This window comes from Calidithermus timidus DSM 17022, from assembly GCF_000373205.1.
GTDB classification, from domain to species: domain Bacteria; phylum Deinococcota; class Deinococci; order Deinococcales; family Thermaceae; genus Calidithermus; species Calidithermus timidus.
On sequence record NZ_KB890699.1, the window covers coordinates 82,948 to 99,580 of the forward strand.

General features: G+C 65.5%; 19 protein-coding genes. 14 read left to right on the forward strand and 5 right to left on the reverse strand.

Going from position 1 to position 16,633, the window contains the following annotated elements:
* Window positions 1–9 precede the first annotated feature (9 nt).
* Window positions 10–1,326 carry a tail fiber domain-containing protein gene (locus B047_RS17270; protein ID WP_169336604.1) on the forward strand — a complete coding sequence of 439 codons (1,317 nt, stop codon included), beginning with the start codon at window positions 10–12 and terminating at the stop codon, window positions 1,324–1,326.
* Window positions 1,327–1,329: 3 nt separating this feature from the next.
* Complete coding sequence (locus B047_RS0112145) at window positions 1,330–1,965, forward strand: hypothetical protein (protein WP_169336603.1); 636 nt, start codon at window positions 1,330–1,332, stop codon at window positions 1,963–1,965.
* 4 nt (window positions 1,966–1,969) lie between these two features.
* Here the strand turns inward: B047_RS0112145 and B047_RS0112150 are convergent, their stop codons facing one another.
* Both B047_RS0112150 and B047_RS0112155 read right to left on the reverse strand, forming a co-directional pair.
* Window positions 1,970–2,275 (reverse strand): winged helix-turn-helix transcriptional regulator, encoded by a 306-nt coding sequence (locus tag B047_RS0112150; RefSeq protein ID WP_026234855.1) that lies wholly within the window; start codon window positions 2,273–2,275, stop codon window positions 1,970–1,972.
* A gap of 99 nt (window positions 2,276–2,374) precedes the next feature.
* Window positions 2,375–2,716, reverse strand: coding sequence for a winged helix-turn-helix transcriptional regulator (locus B047_RS0112155; RefSeq protein ID WP_018467242.1), 342 nt, complete (start codon window positions 2,714–2,716; stop codon window positions 2,375–2,377).
* A gap of 122 nt (window positions 2,717–2,838) precedes the next feature.
* Between B047_RS0112155 and B047_RS0112160 the strand changes: the two genes are divergently transcribed.
* The 6 genes from B047_RS0112160 to B047_RS0112185 all read left to right on the forward strand — a co-directional run bounded on the left by B047_RS0112160 (window position 2,839) and on the right by B047_RS0112185 (window position 7,864).
* Window positions 2,839–3,375 carry a YceI family protein gene (locus tag B047_RS0112160; RefSeq protein ID WP_018467243.1) on the forward strand — a complete coding sequence of 179 codons (537 nt, stop codon included), beginning with the start codon at window positions 2,839–2,841 and terminating at the stop codon, window positions 3,373–3,375.
* A 112-nt stretch (window positions 3,376–3,487) separates the two neighbouring features.
* Window positions 3,488–4,681 carry a beta-galactosidase gene (locus tag B047_RS0112165; protein ID WP_018467244.1) on the forward strand — a complete coding sequence of 398 codons (1,194 nt, stop codon included), beginning with the start codon at window positions 3,488–3,490 and terminating at the stop codon, window positions 4,679–4,681.
* 83 nt (window positions 4,682–4,764) lie between these two features.
* Window positions 4,765–5,718, forward strand: a complete 954-nt coding sequence (locus B047_RS0112170) for a ring-cleaving dioxygenase (RefSeq protein ID WP_018467245.1) — start codon at window positions 4,765–4,767, stop codon at window positions 5,716–5,718.
* The gene (locus B047_RS0112175) at window positions 5,715–6,335 is read left to right on the forward strand and encodes an alpha/beta hydrolase (protein WP_018467246.1); all 621 of its coding nucleotides are present in this window, start codon (window positions 5,715–5,717) and stop codon (window positions 6,333–6,335) included. Before B047_RS0112170 ends, B047_RS0112175 begins: the two co-directional genes overlap by 4 nt.
* 108 nt (window positions 6,336–6,443) lie before the next feature.
* Window positions 6,444–7,088 (forward strand): flavin reductase family protein, encoded by a 645-nt coding sequence (locus tag B047_RS0112180; protein WP_018467247.1) that lies wholly within the window; start codon window positions 6,444–6,446, stop codon window positions 7,086–7,088.
* Window positions 7,085–7,864 (forward strand): VOC family protein, encoded by a 780-nt coding sequence (locus tag B047_RS0112185; protein WP_018467248.1) that lies wholly within the window; start codon window positions 7,085–7,087, stop codon window positions 7,862–7,864. Before B047_RS0112180 ends, B047_RS0112185 begins: the two co-directional genes overlap by 4 nt.
* 67 nt (window positions 7,865–7,931) lie before the next feature.
* On the opposite strand, the gene B047_RS0112190 is transcribed toward B047_RS0112185, so the two are convergent.
* The gene (locus tag B047_RS0112190; RefSeq protein WP_018467249.1) at window positions 7,932–8,231 is read right to left on the reverse strand and encodes a hypothetical protein; all 300 of its coding nucleotides are present in this window, start codon (window positions 8,229–8,231) and stop codon (window positions 7,932–7,934) included.
* 140 nt (window positions 8,232–8,371) lie between these two features.
* Between B047_RS0112190 and ispG the strand changes: the two genes are divergently transcribed.
* The 3 genes from ispG to B047_RS0112205 are packed head-to-tail and all read left to right on the forward strand — an operon-like array spanning window position 8,372 to window position 11,197.
* A complete protein-coding gene (gene ispG / locus B047_RS0112195; protein WP_018467250.1) occupies window positions 8,372–9,616 on the forward strand; it encodes a flavodoxin-dependent (E)-4-hydroxy-3-methylbut-2-enyl-diphosphate synthase in 1,245 nt (414 codons plus the stop codon).
* 17 nt (window positions 9,617–9,633) lie between these two features.
* The gene (locus B047_RS0112200) at window positions 9,634–10,698 is read left to right on the forward strand and encodes a DNA adenine methylase (RefSeq protein ID WP_018467251.1); all 1,065 of its coding nucleotides are present in this window, start codon (window positions 9,634–9,636) and stop codon (window positions 10,696–10,698) included.
* 19 nt (window positions 10,699–10,717) lie between these two features.
* A complete protein-coding gene (locus B047_RS0112205; protein ID WP_018467252.1) occupies window positions 10,718–11,197 on the forward strand; it encodes a DinB family protein in 480 nt (159 codons plus the stop codon).
* Window positions 11,198–11,209: 12 nt separating this feature from the next.
* Here the strand turns inward: B047_RS0112205 and B047_RS0112210 are convergent, their stop codons facing one another.
* On the reverse strand, window positions 11,210–12,379 hold the full coding sequence (locus B047_RS0112210; RefSeq protein WP_018467253.1) for a M20 metallopeptidase family protein: 1,170 nt from the start codon (window positions 12,377–12,379) through the stop codon (window positions 11,210–11,212).
* A 138-nt stretch (window positions 12,380–12,517) separates the two neighbouring features.
* Between B047_RS0112210 and B047_RS0112215 the strand changes: the two genes are divergently transcribed.
* The 3 genes from B047_RS0112215 (at window position 12,518) to prmC (ending at window position 16,166) form a co-directional block, all read left to right on the forward strand.
* Window positions 12,518–13,177, forward strand: a complete 660-nt coding sequence (locus B047_RS0112215; protein ID WP_018467254.1) for a hypothetical protein — start codon at window positions 12,518–12,520, stop codon at window positions 13,175–13,177.
* Window positions 13,178–13,422: 245 nt separating this feature from the next.
* Complete coding sequence (locus B047_RS0112220; protein WP_018467255.1) at window positions 13,423–15,096, forward strand: long-chain-fatty-acid--CoA ligase; 1,674 nt, start codon at window positions 13,423–13,425, stop codon at window positions 15,094–15,096.
* Between the two features lie 230 nt (window positions 15,097–15,326).
* On the forward strand, window positions 15,327–16,166 hold the full coding sequence (gene prmC, locus B047_RS0112225; RefSeq protein ID WP_018467256.1) for a peptide chain release factor N(5)-glutamine methyltransferase: 840 nt from the start codon (window positions 15,327–15,329) through the stop codon (window positions 16,164–16,166).
* Window positions 16,167–16,291: 125 nt separating this feature from the next.
* On the opposite strand, the gene B047_RS0112230 is transcribed toward prmC, so the two are convergent.
* Window positions 16,292–16,612 carry a PEGA domain-containing protein gene (locus tag B047_RS0112230; RefSeq protein ID WP_018467257.1) on the reverse strand — a complete coding sequence of 107 codons (321 nt, stop codon included), beginning with the start codon at window positions 16,610–16,612 and terminating at the stop codon, window positions 16,292–16,294.
* Window positions 16,613–16,633: the final 21 nt, after the last annotated feature.

Below are 16,633 nucleotides of genomic sequence, written 5' to 3' on the forward strand. Positions count from 1 at the left end.
GAGGTTTCTGTGCAACACAACAAACTTTTTCTGGTGGGGGCTGTATTGACGGCAGGGGGGTTGTTTGGCTTGGCGGTAGGCGACCTGCTTACCTTCAAAGCCGGAGACCCCATCAAGTCGGCAGAGGTCAATGCTAACTTCAGCACCCTCAAAGCCGCAGTGCAGTCCCTGGAGGCCCCCATCGGGGTCTCGCGCCTGGCTGTGGAGGGCACCCCCGCCGATGGCAAGGTCTTGAAGCTCCAGGGTTCCAGCCTGACCTGGGCCGACGACATCGTAGGCAGCCCTGGCACGAGCTACACCGCCGATGGCACCAGCCTCCAGCTTGTGGGCACCACCTTCTCGGTTAAAGACGGCGGCGTGGGGAATGCCAAGCTTGCAGACGGTGCGGTTACCGCCAGCAAAATCTCGCTTCCCTTGAGTCTCAGCAGTTCTAGTGCAACCGCCCTCTCGATAGTCAATACTGCTGGCAACGCCCTCAGCAGCGTGAGCAGCGGCGGGGGTATCGGGGTGCTGGGGCGCAGCACCGCTCGAGGTATCGTGGGTACGCAGGGTGATCCGGGTCTGTCGTGCGCCGGCACCTTTGGGGTGGGCGGGTGCGCCGAGAGCAGCGGTGTTGGGGTTTTGGGGCGCAGTGTAAGCGGCAATGGAGTGCGCGGCATTAGTGACACCGGCAGCGCACTCTACGGCGATAGCGGGCTGGGTATCGGGGTGTGGGGGAACAGCACCACCCGAGGCGTTGTGGGCACCCTGGGGGGAACCTCCTGTGCCGGAACGTATGCGGTAGGCGGCTGTGCCGCTAGCGGGGTCGGGGTGTTCGGCAGCAGCTCGGGCAACGATGCGGTGGTGGGGGTCTCTACCAGTCCTGACCACGCGGCTGTTGCGGGATCCAATACGGGGGGCGGTTTCGCGGCCTACTTCGAGGCGGGCACGGCGGTCTGCTCCTTCAAAGCGGGCACTACCGGCTGGACCTGCTCCTCCGACCGAAACCTCAAAGAGAACTTCGAGCCGGTGGACGCAACAAAGGTTTTGGAAGCGGTGGCCAAAATGCCCATCACCACCTGGAACATGAAAGGCTCCAAGACCCGCCAGATGGGCCCCTCGGCACAGGATTTCTACGCTGCTTTTAGGTTGGGTGACGGCGATAAGAGCATCAACACCACCGATGCGCAAGGGGTGGCGCTGGCGGCCATTCAGGGCTTGAACACCAAACTGGAAGCCCAAAACAGGGCCCTCGAGGCCCGGGTGCAGGAGCTGGAGCTTCAACTTGCAACCCTTCACTCGCTGCAAGCCGAAGTTGCGGCCCTAAAAACCCAGATCAAGCGATAAGGATTGCATGCGTCGGTTCTGCACAACTGCGCCGAGCCGGTAATGGCCCCGGCCTTGTCGAAGGCCAAAAACAGGGCGTACTCGGCCACGCGTGGGGTGAGCTACGACCCCAACGAACCCAGCTACCAGCTCGCCTGCTCCCGCATGGTCTGGAAGGACGGGAGCACCACCCTGGGCACGGGTTGTGATCTTGCGATGAGCTTCGCCTCCAACGGCCCCCGCACCCTCACCCTCACCGGCACCGACTCCCACGGCGCTAGCGCCAGCGCCTCCGTGAACATCAGCGTGGTCGACCCGCCCGCCAACCTGCCCCCTGTGGTCGACATCACCAGCCCCCAGAATGGCATCACCATCGGGCCCGACCAGGTGGTCAAGCTCTCCGGAAGCGCCACCGACCCCGAAGGCGAGGCAGTCACGCTGGCCTGGGACGTGACCACCGGCTACGACCCGAACACCGGGCAGGGCGCCAACACCTACCCCGTCACCCCCGCGTCCAATGGCGACTGGAGGCCCATCGACAGCATCCCCTACAGCACTTGCGAGGTCAACGACACCCTGCGCCTGCGGCTCAAGGCCAAAGACCCGCAGAACAACGAGGGTTCCGACTTCATCGTCCTCCAGGTGCTGCGGATTTGCTGAAGGGCTAGCGAGGAACTTTGGATTCCCACTGCGCCAGGGCCTCGAGCGCGGGCTTGAGGCCCCGGCCACGTTCGGTGAGGGCGTAGTCCACGCGGGGTGGAACCTCGTTGTACTCGGTGCGGCTGATCAGGCGCAGCTCCTCGAGTTCTTTCAGGCGCAAGGAAAGGGTGCGGGGAGGGAGGTTGGTGAGCTGTTGCAATACGCCAAAGCGCAGTGGGCCGCCCTGCAAACTGTGCAGGATGGTGAAAACCCCCTTGTGCCCCATCAGCTCGAGCAGTTGCTCCACAGGGCGCTCGGCAGATTTTAGCATGGGATCAAGCTACACCCGCTACACTTCAACTGTTGTACGAATACCTACAAAGCGTAGGAAGTTATAAGATGAGTGAACCAGGAGCAATCTGAACCAGGATCAGGCAACTGCTTCCTTGAGGAATCGCCGGCTCCAACGGTCGATGGCCTCGACCACCTCCTGCAGGGCCCGACCGGCCTCGGTCAAAGCGTAGCTGGTGCGGGGAGGCATGGTGGAGTGGACGGTCTTCTCGAGGATGCCCAGCCCCACCAGCTTTTCCACCCGCTGGGCCAAAGTCGCCGGGTTGCAACCGCCTACCGCCCGCGAGAGCTCGTTGAAACCCTTGGGGCCATCGAGGAGGCTGCGGATGATGTGCAGGGTCCACTTTTCCTGCAAGATGTTGATCGCCTCGTGCACTGGGCAAAAGGCGCGATGGCCGGGGTCGTGGGGTAGGTTGGCCATAGTCGACTTAGCATAGCACATTTTGCTTTGTCGATCTAATCACTTGACAAATCAAAGCGCTCTATATTACGATCCGATTTAGGCGATGAAGCACGCAATTCGCCGACACGAGGAGAGCAAATATGCAGTGGAACCTGGACCCCAGCCACACCACCGTAGCTTTTGCCGTCAAGCACATGGGCATCTTCACCGTCCGCGGCCAGTTCAAAAAGGTGCGCGGCAGCGTCGAGGCCGATGAGCAGGGCAGGCCCAGCAAAATCGAGGTGAGCATCGACGCTAGCAGCATCGAGACCGGCGAGCCCCAGCGCGACGGGCATCTGCGCTCCGCCGATTTCCTCAACGCCGAGCAGTATCCCGAGCTGCGCTTCGTCAGCAGCAGCATCGAGGCCCTGGGCTCCAACCGCTACCGCATCCTGGGCGACCTCACCATTCGCGACGTGACCAAGCCGGTAGCCCTCGAGGCCGAGCTCACCCCCGTGGTCAAGGACCCCTGGGGCCTGACCCGCGTGGGCGCCAGTGCCGAGGGCAAGCTCAACCGCAAGGACTGGGGCCTGAGCTGGAACCAGGTGCTCGAGATGGGCCATCTGCTCGTAGGTGAGGAGGTCAGGTTCAACATCGAGGTCGAGGCGGTAGTTCCCGCCCCGGTTCAGGCTGGCTAAGAATTCTTCCCCGTATTTATATAGGCCTCCCAGCACGCTGGGGGCCATTGTGTTTCTGGCCGAATGCTGCGCTCATCTGGCCGTGTATGGTGAATCCCAGGAGCCTATTCCAATGAACCAGCTTATCCGCCTTCAACTGGGATTGTCGCTGATAGGACTGCTGCTGCTGGCAAGCCAGGAGAGCCGCGCCGCCGATGCCGTTCCCGGCTATCGCAGCACTTTCCTGCTAGGTGTTTTCGCCAGCACGGTGGCGCTAGAGGGAGCCACCGGCATCAAGCGCATGGTGCAGAGACTAGAGGCGCACAAGATGAACGCGGCCATCGTGCAGATGCACAGCAAGGACAAAGACCTCTTCCGCCTTGCCGAAGGGGCCGGCATCAAGCTGCTCTTCGCCCCAGCCTACGAGCTCGATCGCAGCTGGTGGGGAAGTGATGGAAAGACCTTCCCCGACACCCCGGAGCAAGCCCGCAAAGCCGCAGAAGAGATCATAGGCGGGGTAAAAAGTGAAAAAAGCCTGCTGGGATACGTACTCTACGACGAACCGGGGCCCGAACTCATAAGCCGGGTGTGCAGGATCACCCAGGCTTTTCGGCAGGCCGACCCTGAGCGGGCGGTGACAGGCGTGTTCATCGGCACCGACCCAGGACGCCAGCGGTTGGTGCGTGAGTGCCAGCCTAACGTGGTGCTCATCGACGTCTACCCCTTCACCCGCGAGAGCAAGCCCGGCGACTTCACCATGCGCGGCTTCTTCAGCAGCCTGGACTTCGTCGATTACATCCGCAGCTACAGCCGCTACCTCGAGGGCCGCCCCCTGTGGGTGCTGTTGCAGACCCATGGTACCGACTGGGAGGGCTACAAGCTGCGCGAACCCAGCCGCGCCGAGCTGCGCGCGATGAACTGGATGGCCCTGGGCGAGGGTGCCGACGGCATCTTCTACTTCCACTGGTCGAGCTTCCAAACCTGGCGCGGCCTGGGCGACAACCCCGAACTCCTCAGCGAAGTTGGCGACTTCGCCGAGCGCATCCAACCCATCAAAGGGTTACTGGCGGGGCTCGAGCGCGTCGAGGGTGAGTTCTTTGCCCACCCCACCGATCCCCACCACTACGTCAGCACCCTGCAGCGCGGCAACAGCCCAGAAGAGTATGTGGTGGTGGTCAATCGCGACGTGCAGCGCAGTAGGAACATCGCCGTGATCTCTGCCAGGACAGCCCGACTGCGCGACCTGCTGAGCGGGCGGGTCTACGCGCTGGGCGAGGCAATCCGGTTGGGGCCAGGGGACGGGCGCATCTTCCAAGCAGTGCCTTAGGGGCATACGCCGTAGGCGTGAACTTCACACTATACTTGATTTTTTATAGCACTATGCTTAGCATTACGGAGGAGGGCGTGCATATGGAAAGCGTGACTGGAATCCACCACATCACCGCGATGGCCACCAAGGCCCAGCGTAACCTCGACTTCTACGCCGGGGTTCTGGGGATGCGGCTGGTGAAGAAGAGCGTCAACCAGGACGACCCCGGCACCTATCACCTCTTCTACGCCGACGCCGAGGGGCGGCCCGGCACCGACCTCACCTTCTTCCCCTGGGAGAACCTGGCCGCCCCGCGCAAGGGCACCGGCCTGGCCGTCGAGGTGCAGCTCGCCGTGCCGCAGGGCAGCCTGGAGTTCTGGGCCGAGCGCCTGCAGCGCTACGGGGTCAGGCTGGGCGAGGGGGAGGTGCGCTTCGGGGAGCGGGCCCTGCCCTTCCAGGACCCCGACGGCCTCGAGCTGGCGTTGGTGGAGAGCGGCCCCCGCCCCTTCACCCCCTGGGAGCACAGCACCATCCCCGAGGACAAGCAGATCATGGGGCTGCACGGGGCGCGGCTGTGGGAGCGCGAGCTCTACCCCACCGCACAGTTCCTGAGCCAGGCCTTGGGCTTCGTGAGCGCGGGCCAGGAGAAGGGCTGGAACCGCTTCGTGGTCAATGGCGGCGGCTCGGGCAATTTCCTCGACATCAAGGAGCTGCCCAAGCTCCCACAGGGCCGTTGGGGCCGCGGCAGCATTCACCACCTGGCCTGGCGGGTGGAGAGCACCGCCCACCAAATGGCCGTGCGCGCCCGCATCGAAGCCGCTGGGATGCGGGCGACACCCCAGATCGACCGCTTCTGGTTCAAGTCGGTCTACTTCAACGAGCCGGGCGGGGTGCTGTTCGAGCTCGCCACCGACGGCCCCGGCTTTGCCGTGGACGAAGACCTGGCCCACTTGGGCGAGAAGCTGGTGCTGCCGCCGTGGCTCGAGCCCCAGCGCGCGCGCATCGAGGCCGTGCTGCCCGAGCTGCACCTGCCCCAAGCCGAGGTGCGGCCATGAGCGCCGAGCTGGGCTTCGTCCATCGCTTCGAACCAGGGGACTCACAGGCCACGCTACTGGTACTGCACGGCACCGGGGGCAACGAGCACGAGCTCATCGGGCTGGCCCGCGAACTCGCCCCCGCCGCCAAGCTGCTCTCGCCGCGCGGGAAGGTGCTCGAGAACGGTGCTCCTCGCTTCTTCCGGCGGCTGGCGATGGGCGTGTTCGACGAGGCCGACCTCAAAGCCCAAGCCGCCGACCTCGCCCGCTTCGTGCAGGACGCCGCCGAGCGCTACGGCTTCGACGCGGGCCGGGTGTACGCCCTGGGCTACTCCAACGGGGCCAACATGGCCGCGGCGCTGATGCTGCTGCACCCCGAGGCACTGGCCGGGGGCGTGCTGCTGCGCCCGGTGCTCCCCCTCGAGCCCCCCACCCCCCCGAAGCTGCGGGGCAAGGCGGCCTTCCTGGCCGCGGGCCGCCGCGACCCCTGGGCCCCGGGCGAGCGCGTCGAGGCCTTAGCAGGGCGGCTCGAGCAGGCCGGAGCTAAGGTCGAGCTGCGCTGGCAGAACGCCGGGCACGAACTGCACCCCGAAGAACTGAAGGCGGCGCAGGCCTGGTTGGCGCGACATCTAGCCTGATGGGGTCGTACGCGAAACGCCGATGATCACTTACCCTTCGCCAACGACTTATCGCCTTTCCCACATTTAGGCTGCGCGCGGTGCAGCGTGACACGATAGGCTACTGCTATGGAATTCGACTTTGCCCAGCTCAAACCCCAGGAACGCTACAAACTCCTGACCGCCCTGGTGGTGCCCCGCCCCATCGCCTGGGTCACCACCCTCAACCGCGACGGCTCGGTGAACGCCGCCCCCTTCAGCTTTTTCAACGCGATGGGCTCCGACCCCGGCGTACTGGTGATCTCGGTGGGCAATCACGAGCGAGCCCGGCCCAAGGACACCGCCGCCAACATCAAGCGCAGCGGCTTTTTCGTGGTGCATATGGTCAGCGAGGCGTTGGCCCCCGCCATGAACCTCACCGCCACCGAGTTTCCCGAGGGCATGAGCGAGGTGGAGGCTGCGGGGCTCGAGCTCACCCCCTCCGCCCAGGTTCCGGTGCCCCGCATCGCCCAGGCCCCGGCGGGCTTCGAGTGCAAGCTGCACAGCGTGCTCGAGATCGGGCACAACCGGCTGATCATCGGTGAGGTGCTCCAGGCCTTCGTGCACGATGAGTTCGTAGCCGATGCCCACAGGCTCCACATCAAGACCGAGGCCCTGCACCTCATCGGGCGGATGCATGGGCGAGGCGGCTACACCCGCACCCGCGAGATCTTCGAGATGCCGCGCATCAGCCTCGAGGAGTGGCAGAGCCGGCAAGCGGAGAAAACCCCATGAATACCCTGGCCCTCACCGGCCTCAGCCTGCGCGTGCAGGACCTCGAGCGCCAACTGGCCTTCTACCGCGACCTGCTGGGGCTCGAGGTCCTGCATTCCGAGGGGGGCCGCAGCGCGCTCTCCCCTGCCGGGCGCAGCTTCACCCTCACCCTCGTCCACGAGCCCACCGCCCCCCTGCGCCCCCAGCCCACGCTGGGCCTGTACCACTTCGCCCTACTGCTCCCCGAGCGCAAGGCGCTGGCCGCAGTGTTCCGGCGGCTGATCGAGGCGCGCTACCCCAACTTCCAGGGCGCCTCCGACCACGGCGTCTCCGAGGCCTTGTACCTGGCCGACCCCGAGGGCAACGGCATCGAGCTCTACCGCGACCGGCCCCGCGAGCAGTGGCCCTTCCACGGCGACAAGCTGGCGATGGTGAGCAAACGGCTGGATCTCGACAACCTTCTGGCCGAGTCTGCCCACAGCGCCCCACTCGACCCCGAGACCACCCTGGGCCACATCCACCTGCACGTCGCCAGCCTCGACGAGGCCGAGCACTTTTTCCGGCAGTTTGGCATGGAGGTCATGCAGGGCGACTACCCTGGCGCGCGCTTCCTAGCCGCCGACGGCTATCACCACCACGTCGGCATCAACCTCTGGGCCAGGGGCCGCACCGCTCCTCCGGAGTCCACGGGGCTGCTCGAGTACACCCTCTGGCTCGAGCCCTCAAGGAAGGAGCGCCTCAGCAGCCTGACCCTGAGCGATCCCAACGGGGCTCGAGTGCGGGTCGAGGGTCGGTAGCTCGCGTTATCGCCTTTCTGTCCCCCTTACGCTACGCGCGGCGCGAGGCAGCTGTAGGCGGTATTCGTTAACGCGAGGGCCCCCCCTCCTCCTCCCAGCGGCCCAGTTCCTCCAGGCGTCGGTAAACCTGGTCACGGTACTCGCCTAGCTCGAGTTCGTCGCGGTTCCCGCCCAGGCTCTCGTAGTCCAAGCAGGCCTCCACCAGCTCGTTGAACAGATGAACGCAGGGGTCGGGGGCTGGGGCCTCGTCTTCCATGCGGCGCACCTCGTCGTACTGCTCACCGTACTCGGCAGCTTCCTGCTCCACACAGCGCCGGAACACCGAATAAGCCAGGTCCACGCGTTGACGAGCTTCGCTCAGGGGCATGGGTAACCTCCTGCCATATTCTGAGCCTAAACCCCCCGCCAGGGCCTTTCCACGACCGACTGCACCTTTTCGGCGCCAGCAGAACCAAATTCCGGCATAACGCTACCTTCGGGCTGAGCTGCGCAGGGTAGCATACGGCCATGTTGAGCCCTCGTCGCAAGACCCCCACCGTGTGGGTCGGCAGAGTTCCCCTCGGCGGCGATCACCCGGTCGCCGTGCAATCCATGACCAACACCGCCACCGCCGACGTGGAGGCTACCGTGGGCCAGGTCTGGGCGCTGGCCAAGGCCGGCTCGGAACTCGTGCGCCTGACCGTCAACGACGACGACGCGGCCAAGGCCGTACCCGAGATCAAAGCCCGGCTGCTGGACCTAGGCGTGGATGTGCCGCTGGTGGGCGACTTTCACTTCAACGGCCACCTGCTGCTGCGCAAATACCCCACCATGGCCGCCGCACTCGACAAGCTGCGCATCAACCCTGGCACCGTGGGCAAGGGCAAGCAGCAAGACCCCAACTTCAAGACCATGTGCGAGGTCGCCGTGGAGCTGGGCAAACCGGTGCGCATCGGCGTGAACTGGGGCTCGCTCGACCAGGGCCTCCTGACCGAGATGATGGACGCCAACGCCAAGAGCGCCAACCCCAAGGACGCGCACCAGGTGACGCTCGAGGCCTGCGTGGAGTCGGCCATCCGCAGCTACGAGTGGGCCCTGAAGTACGGCCTGCGCCCCGAGCAGGTTGTGCTCTCGGCCAAGATCTCCAACGCCCCCGACCTCTGGTGGGTCTACCGCGAACTCGCCCGCCGCACCGACGCCGTGCTGCACCTGGGCCTCACCGAAGCAGGCATGGGCCCCAAGGGCATCGTGGCCTCGGCAGCCGGCCTGGTGCCCCTGCTCAGCGAGGGCATCGGCGACACCATCCGGGTCTCGCTCACCCCGGCCCCCGGCGAACCCCGCACCCGCGAGGTGGAAGTGGCCCTCGAGATCCTCCAGAGCATCGGCCTGCGCCAGTTCAACCCCACCGTCTCGAGCTGCCCCGGCTGCGGGCGCACCACCAGCAGCTTCTTCCAGGAGCTGGCCCTGCAGGTCTCGCGGCAACTCAACCAGAACATGCCCCTCTGGCGCAGCCAGTACCCCGGCGTGGAGCAGCTCAAGGTAGCGGTGATGGGCTGCGTGGTCAACGGCCCTGGTGAATCCAAGCACGCCGACATCGGCATCTCGCTGCCCGGCACCGGCGAGCACCCCCGCGCCCCGGTCTACATCGACGGGCAGCTCGCCACCACCCTCCAGGGCGACCGCATCGCCGAAGACTTCATGAGTCTGGTCAACGACTACATCGAGAGGCGCTTTGGCAAGGGCGCACGCCAAGCGCAAGATGCCAAACGCTAATCCCCAATCCCCAGGCGATGGTCAAGTACATCGGCTCCAAGCGTGCTCTGCTGCCCTGGATCATCGGAGTCATCGAGACCATTCACCATCAGGAAGCTGTTCACTCCGTGGTAGACCTGTTTTCAGGCACGGCCAGGGTCGGCCACGCGCTCAAGAAGCGGGGGTTTTACGTCATCAGCAACGACCTGATGAGCTACGCCCACGTGCTGGCGCAGGCCCTGATCGAAGCCGATGCCCACGTGTACAGCCGGGAACGCCTCGAGCCCGTCCTCCGGCGGCTGAGCGCCCTGCCGCCCCGGGCGGGCTGGTTCACCCGCGCCTACTGCGAGCAGTCGCGCTACTTCCAACCCCACAACGGCGCGCGCATCGAGGCCATCCGAGAAGGGCTCGAGGCCGAGGCCCAGGGCGACCCCCTGCTGCGGGCCATCCTGCTCACCAGCCTGATGCTCGCCGCCGACCGGGTGGACTCCACGACCGGCATCCAGATGGCCTATCTCAAGCAGTGGGCCAAGCGCTCGTACAACGAGTTGCGGCTGGAATACCCCCCCCTGCTGCCGGGCAGGGGGCAAGCCCTCCAGGGGGACGCGCTCGAGGTGGCGAAGGGCCTCGAGGCCGACCTCTTCTACCTCGACCCGCCCTACAACCAACATTCGTATCTGGGCAACTACCACGTCTGGGAAACCCTGGCCCTGTGGGACCGTCCCCAGACCTACGGCGTCGCCCACAAGCGGGTGGACGTGCGAGAGCGCAAAAGCGCCTTCAACTCCAGGCGCTTTTGCCGCGAGGCCCTGCAGCGCTTGCTGGGCTCGATCCGGGCCCGGCACTTAGTAGTCTCCTTTAACGACGAGGGCTTTTTCCAGGCTAGGGAGATCGAGGCTATGCTGCGCGACTGGGGCTACGTCCGCCGCCTCACCCGGCCCCACACCCGCTACGTAGGGGCACGCATCGGCATCTACAACCCACGGGGTCAGAAGGTGGGCAAGGTCTCGCACACCGAAAACCACGAGTTCCTGTTCGTAGCCACGCACAGCCGCGAGGTGCACGAGGCCGTGGCTCGAGCGGCAGGAGCAGCTGCCGACTGAAATGCCGTATGCTCACAACATGGAACGAGCCGAGCTGCAACGGATCGTCGCGGCTAACGACTGGGTGTGGGAGAAGTGGTGGCCGGCCCTGCGGGCGCTGAGCCCTGAGCAGGCCGAGCGCGCGGTAGGCGGAAGCTTCCCCAGCATCTACGCCACCACCTTGCACCTGGTGGCAGCCGAGTGGGCCTGGCTCGAGCGGCTGCTGGGCCGCTCACCCGAGGCCTGGCCGGGGCGGGACTGGGCTCCCGACCTGGCCCACCTCGAGGCCCGCTGGCGCGAGATAGCCGGGCAGCGGCGGGCCTATTTCGAACAGGCCGAGCCCACCACCCGCGTGGCCTACCGGCCCTTCATGGGAAAGCCCAGCGATAACTACGTGTGGGAGATCGCGGTGCACTTCACCACCCACACCCACTTTCACCGCGGCCAGCTCGCTGGCCAATTCCGGCTGCTGGGCCTCGAGCCTCCCAGCGCCCACCCCATCACCTTCTTCCGGCTCTAACTGAATCTGGTATTACCCCCGCAGGAAGTCCAAAGCGGTGCGGGCGAGCAGCTCGGCGGCCAGGGGCAGGGCCCGCTCGTCGTCGATGTCGAAGGCGGGGTGGTGGTGGGGCTTGTCCTTGCCGCTGGCGGGGTCGCCAGCACCCACCCAGAAGTACACGCCGGGCGCGCGCAGCAGGAACTCGGCCATGTCGTCGCCGCCCATCATGGGGGGGATCTCGATGAGCCTATCCCCCACCCGCTCGCGCGCGATGGCACGGAAGCGCTCGGTCATGGCCGGGTCGTTGACCACCGCCGGGGAGCCCGGTCGCCAGGCGATCTCGGCGCTGCCGCCCATGGCCGAAGCCAGCCCGCTCGAGAGCTCTTCGATGCGGCGCATCAGGTGCTGGCGCAGCGATGCGTCGAAGGTGCGCAAGGTGCCCCGGAGTTCGGCTTGCTCGGGGATTATGTTGTGGGCCCCCTCCCCGGCGGTGACGGTGGCGATGGTGATCACCGACGACAGCAGCGGGTCGGTCTCGCGGCTGACTAAGCTCTGCAAGGCGGTGATGAGGTGCGCCCCGATCAGCACCGGGTCGGTGCCCAGGTGAGGGGTGGCGGCGTGGGCTCCGCGGCCCCGCACGCTAAGGGTGAAGGCATCAGCGGCCGCCATGATGGGGCCGGAGCGCACCCCCACCATCCCAGCAGGTAGCTGGCTCCACAGGTGCAGCCCCACCACCGCATCCACCCCCTCCATCACCCCGGCTTCGATCATGGGGCGGGCCCCCTGCACGATCTCCTCAGCAGGCTGGAACACAAAGCGCAGCTCACCGGCGATCTCCTCGCGCAACTCACTCAGGGCCGCGGCCACATGAGCGGCGATGGCGGCGTGGCCATCGTGACCGCAGGCGTGCATGACGCCGGGGTTCTGCGAGGCATAGTCGGCTCCGGTCGCCTCGTGGATGGGCAAGGCGTCGATGTCGGCCCTCACCAGCACGGTGCGCCCGGGTCTGCTGCCTTTAAGCCGGGCCATCAGGCCGGTGGTGGCGATGCCGCGGGTGACCTCCAGGCCGAGGGCCTCGAGGTATTCGGCCAGCTTCGCACTGGTGCGGTGTTCCTGGAAGGCCAGCTCGGGGTGGCGGTGAAAATCACGGCGCATGGCGACCATGCTGGGAGCAAGCTGGATGAAACGCTGGGTCAGGTCCATGAGCAGAGCTTATCGCAAAGCGGACCGCGTGGTAGGGCCTTGCCATGCTTCTCATCCCACACTCGCACGGCTCTAATATCGTTGACAACGGTAAAAATCACTGTTAGCCTGAGCGCGACTTTTTGGAGGTTGTTTCCGATGAAGCGATTCTTCCTGCGTGGGGTAGGGCTCGGCCTGCTGGCCGTCTTAGGCGCGTGCGGCGGTGCGGCTAGCGGCCCCAGCGCATCGGGCGGCAGCGTCGTCATCCTCGGCTGGCCGGCAGCGAGCGGCAATTTACGCTTTGAGAGCGGCAGCAACCTGCTCGCCCAGAGCGAGGTGGATTCCAGCGGAAAGCTCAGCTACCAGCTCCCCACCCCCGACCCCGCCCTGCTCACGCAGCACAGCCTGGTGCCCGATACCTGGCGAACCCAGGGCAACGGCTGCAGCGTCAAGACCTCCTACCAGTACAGCCCCAGCACCATCAAGCACCTGCGCGTGGACCTGCTGCCCCTAGATGGCAACGGCAACAGCCTGGGCAGCGTGATCCTGGCCAATCAAGAGCCGGTGCTCGAGCCCGGCCAGAGATACGCCTACCTCGACTACTTCGACCAGGACACCACCATGAAGGGTACCATCGACTGCCCCAACACCTTCCTAGGCTCCTGGCAGGACGTAACCCTCAACCTCGACCTCGTGGCCAAGCGGGGCTGGAACTACGTCGTGGCTGAGTACCGGGTGGTCAAGGACAAGTGGATCGTCAACATCAGCAGCTCGAGCACCCTACCCGAGGGTATCCGCTGGCGCTTGCAGCAACCCTGAAGCCAAGAGGAGCGAGGGCGGCAGAAGGCTTGTAGCCCCTGGTGAGAGAGCTCTCCCTAGCCCCCCACCGCGGGGGGATTTTCCTTTGCCTTGGGGCCCCCGCGGGAAGCGTATTGGGATGGCCGAACTCAGCCATGTTGTGAAGCTTCCCGTGGGGTACTTAGCCGTGGGACTACTGCTTGAACTCGGTATAAAAATCCCCTAAGATTTGAAGTACAGCACGCAGAAGCCCTGGAGGTTCAAGCATGGCGAAACCCTGGCTGGCACATTACGACCCCGGCGTACCAGAGCACATCACCTATCCCGAGACCCCCTTGTGGCACTTGCTCGAGCAAAGCGCCCAGAAGTACCCGAACAACGTAGCCCTGGAGTTCATGGGCTACACCCTCAAGTACGAGCAGCTTTGGGAGTCGGTCCGGCACTTCGGCCAGGCGCTGCGCTCGCTGGGCATGCAAGAAGGCGAACGGGTGGCGATCATGCTGCCCAACTCCCCGCAGTTCGTGATCGCCTTCTACGGTACCCTGGCGGCAGGCGGCATCTGCGTCAACGTCAACCCGCTGTACACCCCCCGCGAGCTCAAGCACCAGCTCAACGACTCCGGCGCCGAAACCCTGGTCATCCTGGACCTGCTGTGGCCGCGCTACGCCGAGATCGCCGGGGAGGTGGGAGTCAAGCGGGTGATCACCACCGGCCTTCAAGACTACCTGCCCTTCCCCAAGAACCTGCTCTTCCCCATCAAGGCCCGCCGCGAGAAGCGCTGGGTCAAGCTGCCCCCCGATCCCAAACGGCACAGCTTCAAGGCCCTGCTCAAGAGCAACCCGCCCCTCGAGCACCCCCACAACTCCAAACCAGATGACGTGGCGCTGCTGCAGTACACAGGGGGCACCACCGGGCTGGCCAAGGGTGCCATGCTCTCGCACCGCAACCTCGTCGCCAATACCTACCAAGCCATCGCCTGGTATCCGGTCAAGGAGCTCGAGGGCAAAGGCGTGATGCTCGGAGCCATCCCCTTCTTCCACGTCTACGGCATGACCGTGGCCATGAACTACGGCATCGCCGAGGGCTACAAGATCGTGCTGCTGCCCCGTCCCGAAGTGGGGCCCTGCGTGGAGGCCATCGAGAAGCACAGCGTGACCCACTTCCCCGGCGTGCCCACCCTCTACGTGGGCTTCAACAACTTCCCCGGCATCGAGCGTCGCAAGGTGGGCACGGTCAAGGTCTGCATCTCGGGCTCGGCGGCGCTGCCCATCGAGGTCGCTAAGCGCTTCGAAGAGCTCACTGGGGGCAAGTTGGTCGAGGGCTACGGCCTCACCGAAGCCTCCCCCTGCACCCACTGCAACCCGGTGATGGGCAAGCGCAAGATGGGGAGCATCGGCCTGCCCATGAGCGGCGTAGAGGCCAAGATCGTCGGCCCCGACTTGCAGGAATTGCCCCCCGGCGAGGTTGGCGAGCTCGCCGTCCGTGGCCCCAACGTGATGCTGGGCTACTGGAACCGCCCCGAGGAAACCGCCAAGGCCATCGTGATCGACTGGCTCCTCACCGGCGATATCGCCCGCATGGACGAGGAGGGGTACTTCTACATCGTCGATCGCAAGAAGGACATGATCATCGCGGGCGGTTACAACATCTACCCCCGCGAGGTCGAGGAAGTGCTCTACGCCCATCCCGCCGTGCAGGAAGCCGCCGTGATCGGCGTGCCCGACGCTTATCGGGGCGAAACGGTGGCGGCCTACGTGGTGCTCAAACCCGGTCAGAGCGTGACCCAGGAGGAGCTCGACCGCTACTGCCGAGCCAACCTGGCCGCTTACAAGGTCCCCCGCATCTACGAGTTCCGCGAGAGCCTGCCCAAGAGCATGGTGGGCAAGGTGCTCAAGCGCGAGTTGCGCGAGCAGATAGCCCAGGAGAAGGTCTCGAGCTGAGCCGAGTGCTATTGCAAACGTGGGAGCTTGTTGCGTCCGGAGGAGTGCAGCGAAGGGGGTCTCTTCGGGGTCGAATGCTTGCAATGCCTGCGCTTCACCAAGCAGGCCCAAGCTCTCGATGCCGAGGTTGGGAATGCTCTCGTGCTACACGTAAAGAAGAAGGCATAAAGATCGAGTTTCTCAGCACCAATTGCAAGCCATACCAGCGTGCTGAGCAGTAAGCTTCCGTCGTGACAGTCCGCGCCCTGCTCAACGAATTGGGAAACCGCCTCGAGGGCGCTCACAAACCCAGCCAGGAAGCCTACTGGCTGCTGGCCAAGGCCCTTAGGACCAGTTCCCAGGGGCTTTTGCTGCGCCTGGGCGAGGAGGTCGCGCCTGAAGCTGAAATCAGAGCGCGAAGCTGGCTCGAGCGGCGCCTGGAAGGCTATCCCCTCCAGCTTTTGCTGGGCGACGTGGAGTTCTGCGGGCTGAGCCTCGAGGTGCGCGAAGGGGTGCTCATCCCCCGGCCCGAGACCGAGGAACTGGTGGAGATCGGGTTGGGGCTACTCACCCCACACCACAGGCCCAAGGTCCTCGACGTGGGCACCGGCACGGGGGCCATCGCCCTGGCCATCAAGCACGCCCGGCCCGACGCCGAAGTGTGGGCTACCGACATCGACCCAGCGGCGGTGGAGCTGGCCCGGGCAAACGCGAGCAGACTCGAGTTGGAGCTGCGGGTGCTCGAAGCGCCCTTCACCGCCGGGCTCGCCGGTTTCGAGCTGGTGATCTCCAACCCGCCCTACCTGCCGGAAGCCTACCGCCAGGAGGCCCCGCCCGAGCTGGCTTTCGAGCGCGACACGGCGCTGTACTCGGGCCCCGACGGGCTCAGCATGCCCCGGGGGCTGTTGTCGCAGGCACAAAAAGCGCTGAAGCCCGGCGGCTGGCTGGCACTCGAGCTCTCCCCCGACAATGCGCCAACCCTGGCCGAGGAGGCGATAAGCCAGGGTTGGCAAGGGGTTCGGGTCAGGGCCGACTTGAGGGGGAGGTATCGCTTCTTGGTAGCCCAAAGCCCTACGCGAAGCTCGCCGTGACCCGCCCACGCAACGTCTTTGGCGATGCAGCGAATCTGGTTGAGCTTGAGCCGCACCTTCAGTACCCGCATCGCACCCCCTCCTCACTCGAGGGCAAGGGTAGCTCGAGGCGGGTTACCCCGACGTTACGGGGACAGGCGCCGCAGGGTCGCGTTGATCAGCAGGCGCTGACCCGGGGCGATGTGGATGGTCTGAATGAAGACCTCGTGGCCGGGGGCCAGCACCACCACCTCGTGGGTGCCCGGCTGGATGCGGGGGAGGACGAGCATCCGGTCTGGACCCACCCGCCCGACCTCACGCCCGTCTACGAACACAATGGCCTGCGCCGAAGAGGTGCGGACCTCGAGGGTAGTCACCTCAGGTGATGGGGGAACTTCCACGACGACCGGGAAGCACCCGGCCAGCAGAAAGGCCAAAAAGGCGAACGGAATCAAACGCAGCCTCATGGGTTCCTCCAGCTTCGATTA

Bases quoted from the DNA above. Each gene is read 5' to 3' on its own strand.
- B047_RS0112150 (WP_026234855.1), bottom strand. From the start codon at position 2,275: ATGCTAAAATCTGCCGAGCGCCCTGTGGAGCAACTGCTCGAGCTGATG.
- B047_RS0112155 (WP_018467242.1), bottom strand. From the start codon at position 2,716: ATGGCCAACCTACCCCACGACCCCGGCCATCGCGCCTTTTGCCCAGTG.
- B047_RS0112160 (WP_018467243.1), top strand. From the start codon at position 2,839: ATGCAGTGGAACCTGGACCCCAGCCACACCACCGTAGCTTTTGCCGTC.
- B047_RS0112165 (WP_018467244.1), top strand. From the start codon at position 3,488: ATGAACCAGCTTATCCGCCTTCAACTGGGATTGTCGCTGATAGGACTG.
- B047_RS0112170 (WP_018467245.1), top strand. From the start codon at position 4,765: ATGGAAAGCGTGACTGGAATCCACCACATCACCGCGATGGCCACCAAG.
- B047_RS0112175 (WP_018467246.1), top strand. From the start codon at position 5,715: ATGAGCGCCGAGCTGGGCTTCGTCCATCGCTTCGAACCAGGGGACTCA.
- B047_RS0112180 (WP_018467247.1), top strand. From the start codon at position 6,444: ATGGAATTCGACTTTGCCCAGCTCAAACCCCAGGAACGCTACAAACTC.
- B047_RS0112185 (WP_018467248.1), top strand. From the start codon at position 7,085: ATGAATACCCTGGCCCTCACCGGCCTCAGCCTGCGCGTGCAGGACCTC.
- B047_RS0112190 (WP_018467249.1), bottom strand. From the start codon at position 8,231: ATGCCCCTGAGCGAAGCTCGTCAACGCGTGGACCTGGCTTATTCGGTG.
- ispG (WP_018467250.1), top strand. From the start codon at position 8,372: ATGTTGAGCCCTCGTCGCAAGACCCCCACCGTGTGGGTCGGCAGAGTT.
- B047_RS0112200 (WP_018467251.1), top strand. From the start codon at position 9,634: ATGGTCAAGTACATCGGCTCCAAGCGTGCTCTGCTGCCCTGGATCATC.
- B047_RS0112205 (WP_018467252.1), top strand. From the start codon at position 10,718: ATGGAACGAGCCGAGCTGCAACGGATCGTCGCGGCTAACGACTGGGTG.
- B047_RS0112210 (WP_018467253.1), bottom strand. From the start codon at position 12,379: ATGGACCTGACCCAGCGTTTCATCCAGCTTGCTCCCAGCATGGTCGCC.
- B047_RS0112215 (WP_018467254.1), top strand. From the start codon at position 12,518: ATGAAGCGATTCTTCCTGCGTGGGGTAGGGCTCGGCCTGCTGGCCGTC.
- B047_RS0112220 (WP_018467255.1), top strand. From the start codon at position 13,423: ATGGCGAAACCCTGGCTGGCACATTACGACCCCGGCGTACCAGAGCAC.
- B047_RS0112230 (WP_018467257.1), bottom strand. From the start codon at position 16,612: ATGAGGCTGCGTTTGATTCCGTTCGCCTTTTTGGCCTTTCTGCTGGCC.